The 6351-nt window shown below is 40.8% G+C and carries 3 protein-coding genes; 2 read left to right on the plus strand and 1 reads right to left on the minus strand.

All coding sequences use genetic code 11. The features are described 5' to 3' along the window. Positions 1 to 3879, minus strand: a 3879-nt coding sequence (locus VF500_RS30120) for a two-component regulator propeller domain-containing protein (RefSeq protein ID WP_330863203.1), incomplete at its 3' end; no start/stop codon positions are given. A gap of 357 nt (positions 3880 to 4236) precedes the next feature. On the opposite strand from VF500_RS30120, the gene VF500_RS30125 reads away from it, so the two are divergent. Both VF500_RS30125 and VF500_RS30130 read left to right on the plus strand, forming a co-directional pair. Further along, positions 4237 to 5094, plus strand: coding sequence for a DUF1080 domain-containing protein (locus VF500_RS30125; protein WP_330863204.1), 858 nt, complete (start codon positions 4237 to 4239; stop codon positions 5092 to 5094). Between the two features lie 60 nt (positions 5095 to 5154). Continuing rightward, positions 5155 to 6351: DUF7133 domain-containing protein (locus tag VF500_RS30130; protein WP_330863205.1), on the plus strand; the 1197-nt coding region annotated here is incomplete at its 3' end.

The raw sequence follows: 6351 nt of genomic DNA on the forward strand, positions 1-6351 counted from the left end.
CCGGACAAACCTGATAAAGTTATTGATAGACTGGCCGGTACTGCTTTTGATCCTTTTAAACAATGTTGGGTAACTGATACCTACTGCCTCGGCCAGCGTATAAACATCAAACTTATCGCTGTTGAAATTTTGCTCAATAACAGCGATACAATTATTGAGCAGATCTTTGTTTTCGCGGGAAATATTAATGGCGATGTTTTCCTTCGTAACTTCCTTATAAAAATATTGCTGAAGCTTGGTTTTGTTTCGCAGTACGCTTTTAACCCTTGCTGTAAGTACTTCTTTGTCAAACGGCTTCCGCAAAAAGTCTATTGCGCCTTGTTCAAGGCTTTTTACCATGATATCGGGCGTGGTATCGCCGGTGAGCAAAATAACCGGGATGTGTTTTATGGCTGCGTCGTCCATGATCATTTTGCATAGTTCCAGCCCGTTTATGCCGTCCATAACAATGTCGCTGATAACCAGGTCAGGGATATATTTCCTGATCAGCTCAAAACCAATTGCGCCATCTTTAGCCTCAAGAACCAAATAGTCGGCAAAAAATATCTTTTTGATATAGGCCCTGATCTGTTCATTATCGTCAATAACAATGATGGTATGCTTTTCCTGGCTAAACATTTCAAGCTTTTGTAATTCATTGTTGTCTTGAACAAGGTCTTTGCTATCATGATCTATAAGGTCGCTCACAAAATTGTAATCGGGAGTCGCTACAACATTTATTTCCTCTGCCGAAAAGTGATTTATCCCCTTGGGGAGTTTTAAAGTAAAGGTGGTTCCGCAGGTTTTGTTATTTATATAATTTATGGTGCCCTTATGGCAGTCAATAAATACCTTAACCAGGTACAAACCTATACCAAATCCTTTTTTGAAATAATTATTGTCTTTCACCTGATAAAACTTATCAAAAAGTTTGTCGCCGGTTTCTGTATTGATGCCAATGCCGCTGTCACTTATTTTAAAGGAAACATGTGTATCGTCTTCTTCTACAATAATATGGATGGTGCCATGTTCTGGAGTAAATTTAATGGCGTTTGAAATAAGGTTAAATAACGCGATCTCAATTTTTTCTATGTCGGCGAATACCCCAATATTGCGGCTTGTTGTTTCAATATTATAGTTCAGCTTTTTGATTTTTGCCTGATGTACAAAGCATGAAAATACCTCCTCGCACACCCTTACAAAATTTATCTCGCTTATGTTTAATTGTGCGTTTTCACTTTCAGTTTTGCGGAACAGCAGCAGGTGATCTACCAGGCCTAACAAGCGAAGCGCATTCCGGTATACTGTATTAAGCTCGTCTTTATGGCTTTTATTTTTATCCAGTAGATCTTTTATAGGGTTAATGATGAGCGTGAGGGGAGTTCTGAACTCATGCGAAACGTTGGTAAAAAAGGCCAGCTTCTTTTCATTCAGTTCCTTTTCCTTTTCAACTTTTAAGTTAGCCAGGTTAATTTCAAATTTGAGTTTTGTTTGTTTTTCCCGGTATAGAAAATAAACGTATGCCATCCCGAAAATAATAACCAGGTATACTCCGTAAGCCCACCAGGTTCTGTACCATGGCGGAAACACGATAACCCTGATACTTATTTGTTTGGGCATCCAGTTTCCCCTCGTATCCGTTGCCTTGATCCTTAGCGTGTACGTTCCTTCACTTAAATGGGTGTAATAAGCTGATTTGGTTTTGCCTACATAATTCCACCTGTGGTCCCAGCCCTCAAGATAATATGCGTATTCAATTTTATCAGGGAATGAATATTCAAGCGTCGTGTAATGAACGGTGAGCGCAGCTTGCTCATAACTAAGCTGGATTGTTTTAAGGTCGGCTACTGATTGATTTTTTAGCAGTTCGCTTGAGCCGTCGGTTTCTAAATTATCAACCTTCAGGCCTGTAATGCGAAGATCCGGTCTATGGTCTGCTACCTTTATGCTGTCGGGGCTAAAAATATTAAACCCGTTGATGCCCCCGAAAGCCATATTGCCTGATTGCAGTCGGATAGCCGCATTATAATTAAACTGAAGGCTTTGCAAACCATCGGAAACAATGTAGTTTGAAAATTCGTTTTTAGCCGGAGAAAACCTGGTTAAACCATTATAAGTACTGCACCATAGGTTCTGTTTATTGTCGATAAGGATACTTAGAATGGAGTTACTTGGTAAACCATTACCCCTTGTATACCTTACGTGGCTCATATCTGCAAGGTTAAACTTCAACAATCCTCCTCCTTCAGTGCCGATCCATAAATGGTTTGAGTTATCCGCGGCAATAGCCCTTATGCCATAACCAACATTAAAAAACTGGTGTGCTTTCTTAACTGTATCTATCTTTATAAGCCGGGTATAATTGCCTGCCCATAAGGTTCCATTCTTGTCCTCAAATAAAGAATGTATGTTAACCAGGTTTTCATCAAACAATTCAAAGGCGTCCTTTTTCCTGTTATACAAATATAGAGCGCCACCCCGGGTAGTCCCTGCCCATAAATGGTGCCTGGAATCTTCATAAAGTTTCCATAGGTTATTATCAATTGTTTGGGAAGATGTATTATAACATTTGTAATGCCTGAATGTGCCGGTAGCCTTGTTAAACTCATCAATACCGCCATTGAAGGAAGCTATCCATATTTTGTTATCGAAGGTTTTAAGTATGCTCACAATAAAATCGGAACTTAAGCCGGCACCGGTTGATGCATGGGTGTAGCCGGTGTATAAATTGTTTTTGATGTCCCAATAACAAAGCCCGCCGCCATCTGTACCTATCCATAAATTATGCTTTTCATCTTCACAAAATGAAAGGATAAAGTTGTTGATCACACTGTTTTTATTGAAAGGATCGTTGTTAAAAAACGCGAATGGCTTTTTTAAATTGTCAACAACACTAACCCCACCGCGCAGGGTTGCTATCCATTTTCTTGATTCCCGATCACGAAAAACTGTAGTAACAGCCCCGCTGCGTAAAGAGCCGGCTTTATTGCCGTTGATAATAAAAGTGAGTTTGCCGTTATCGGTATTTAAAATATTAATGCCCCCGCCGTCGGTAGCTATCCAGATATTGCCTTTTTCGTCGAGTGTTAAGTTTGATATATTTTCGCTGGTAAGTTTATCGATAGCAGGATGAAACCTGCTGAAGGTTTGTGCTTTAGTGTTAAGTATAAACAAACCGTTTTCTGTACCTATCCACAGGTTACCGGCTTTATCTGTAAGCAGGCAGCTGGCACTGTTGAGTTGTGTATTGATGATATTTATACTCCCAGATTTGGAATTGTACAAACCGAGCCCCTGGTTTTTTACAAATACCCAGGCGCCCCCCTGAGTGGGACACAAGGCCTTTACACTATAGTTATATTGATTATTAAGCCCTGTTTGCAGATACAGCTTTTTGCCCTTGTCATATCTCAATAATCCAAGTTCGTCCGATCCCACATATACGTTACTGTCTTTATCGGTTACTATGATATTGATATTTGATGCAATTTTTGCCCGATGCCCGTTGTCATGCTCCTGAAAGTATTCGGGATAAAAGTAGGAGTCCTGGTAATTATAAAAAGCGAGGCCCCGCTGAGTACCTATCAATACCTTATTGCCAACACCGTTTAACGCACTGATATGATTGTAGGGGAGGGATTTATTGTTGTTCCATTCATTTCTGTAGATCTTAAATTCGTCACTGTCGTACCGGTTTAAGCCATCATATGTGCCCATCCACATAAAACCGTACTGGTCCTGGTAAATGGAGGTGACCGCATTATTTGATAATCCGTTTTCAATACCAACATACCGCACAGGCCGCCCTTCGGCAAAGCCAGAAACATGGAGGTAAATAAAAAGGAACAGAAAGCTAAAGTGTATTCTCGGATTTAAAGCATTATTTATCCTGCTATACATTATAATTATTAGTTAATAGTTGGTAAGTAAAAATATAAAAATGATTTACAAAAGGGTTTTGTTTTCTACGCAGAACGATAATGTTACAAATCAACAGCCGGATGGTGTTGGGGCTTGTTGTTTTTTATGGGAAGGGCATGGGCTTATAAGACCCTTGTTACTCTACTGGTTGATAATTAATTGATTTTGATTTTTTGGCAATTAATTTACCCCCTTTAATTTAGGGCTTTGCCCCCCTTTTTTTTGATTGCATTATTGCATTTTTGATCACACAACCAGTTGTACCAACATACCTATCTGTCTTTTTCTTTTTTCGGACGGTAAACTTATAGTTAGATATCAAAAAAATAATTTGTTATGATAAAACGCGGACTCACTTTTTCAGTACTGAATGTTGTATTGTTAATAAGCTTACCTATTTTGCTGGCACTTAAAAGCGCTGATGCGCCGCCAAAAATTAAATGGGAGCAACTTTTTAACGGCAGAGACTTAAACGATTGGACTGTTAAGATCAGGAAACATAAGCTGAACGAAAATTTTGGTAATACATTCAGAGTAGTTGACCACAAGATCCAGGTGAATTATGATCAGTATGAAAAGTTTGATGAGCAGTTTGGGCACTTATTTTACAAAACCCCTTTTTCATACTACCTGATAGGTGTGGAATATCGTTTCACAGGCGATCAGATTAAGGATGGCCCGGGATGGGCATACCGCAACAGCGGAGTTATGATACATGGACAAGACCCTAAAACAATGGGCCTTGACCAAGATTTTCCCATATCTATCGAGGTGCAGTTACTGGGCGGTAATGGTAAAGACAAGAGACCAACAGCCAATGTATGTACCCCCGGAACGCAGTATGTGCTTGATAATTCGGTAGTTAAAAGTCATTGCCTGGATTCAAAATCAGCGACCTTTCATGGTGATCAATGGGTTAGGGTGGAGGCTCTTGTTTTGGGCGATTCGCTGGTGGTACATTATGTAAATGGCGAAGAAGTACTGCGTTATCAACGTCCACAACTGGATCCTGTTGGCGGAGCGGAAGAAGGTGCGCTGTTAAAAAGTGGTACAATTTCTTTACAGAGCGAAAGCCACCCGGTTGAGTTTAGGAAGGTTGAAATTGTCAATCTTGAAAAATATGCAAACAGCCCTCAAAAATTAGCTGATGTTGTGCGTCAATTAACGGCCGAAAAACGGATCCCTAAACAATAAACAAATTCAAATAAAAAGATTAATTTAATCGCTATTTACCTGTATAATTAAGAAACGACAATGTTAAAGTTTTCCCTATCCCTGTTCATCTGTATCTCCTTTTTGCTTACGTTTAAATATTTTGCAAATACCGGCAATAATGATGCAAAGCCGGCTAAGCACAGTGTTTTAGCTTCAACACAAAATCAATCTAAAAGCGATTCGCTCCATTGGCCCGCCGGTTTTACAATTACCCGGTTCGCGGGCCCGGATATTACGCCAAGCCCCGCTTGTTTAGCCGTAGCCGCCACGGGTGAGGTGTTTGTTGGCGTTGACATGATCGGTTCGCTGGGTAAAGACCCCGGGAAAGGGCGCATAATTAAACTTATTGATACCGATAATGATGGCAAGTTAGATAAACATACGGATTTTGCTGATGTTGATGATCCGCGCGGTATACTGATCATGGGCGATCAGGTTTTTGTGCTTCATACAGTTTTTTCGAAAGAAACTGGCAAAGCGAATGGTATGATCCTCGAAGTTTTTGAAGATAAAGATCATGATGGTATAGCTGATGGGCCTCCGAAGCCGCTTATTGAACATTTAAGTAATGCGCATATGCTGGCCGAACGCGGAACAGACCATGCCACTAACGGTATCCGTATGGGAATTGACGGCTGGATCTATATTGCTGTAGGCGATTTCGGCTTTCATGATGCTACTGACCGCGATGGTAAAAAACTGACCATGCTTGGCGGCGGTATCATAAGGGTTAGGCCTAATGGCAAGGAGATGGAAGTTTATACACACGGAACACGCAATATTTATGATGTTGCGATTGATCCGTACATGAACGTATTTACCCGCGATAATACCAATGATGGCGGTGGTTGGAACATCCGTTTTTCTCACCATATCCAATCTGGCGAATATGGATACCCGCTGTTATTTCAACATTTTACTGACGAGATTTTGCCGGCACTGGTTGATTTGGGTGGTGGCTCAGGTACAGGTTCATTGTTTATGGATGAGCCTACATGGCCAGAGAAATATAACCATGTGCCTATGACCGCTGATTGGGGGCGAAGCGAGCTTTATATTAACCGGGTAAAAACCGAAGGTGCCAGTTTCACTCAGGCTGAAGAGCCATTTATTGAATTGCCGCAGATCACCGATCTTGACGTGGATGGATCGGGAAGGCTTTACCTATCGGCCTGGGATGGTGCCGGATATTCGGGTAGTGCATCAAAAGGGTATATTATCAGGGCCATACCCAAT

The organism is Mucilaginibacter sp. (assembly GCF_036383575.1).
Lineage (GTDB): Bacteria > Bacteroidota > Bacteroidia > Sphingobacteriales > Sphingobacteriaceae > Mucilaginibacter.

Excerpts from the sequence above, each read along its gene's own strand:
- VF500_RS30125 (WP_330863204.1), top strand. The coding sequence starts at position 4,237 with ATGATAAAACGCGGACTCACTTTTTCAGTACTGAATGTTGTATTGTTA.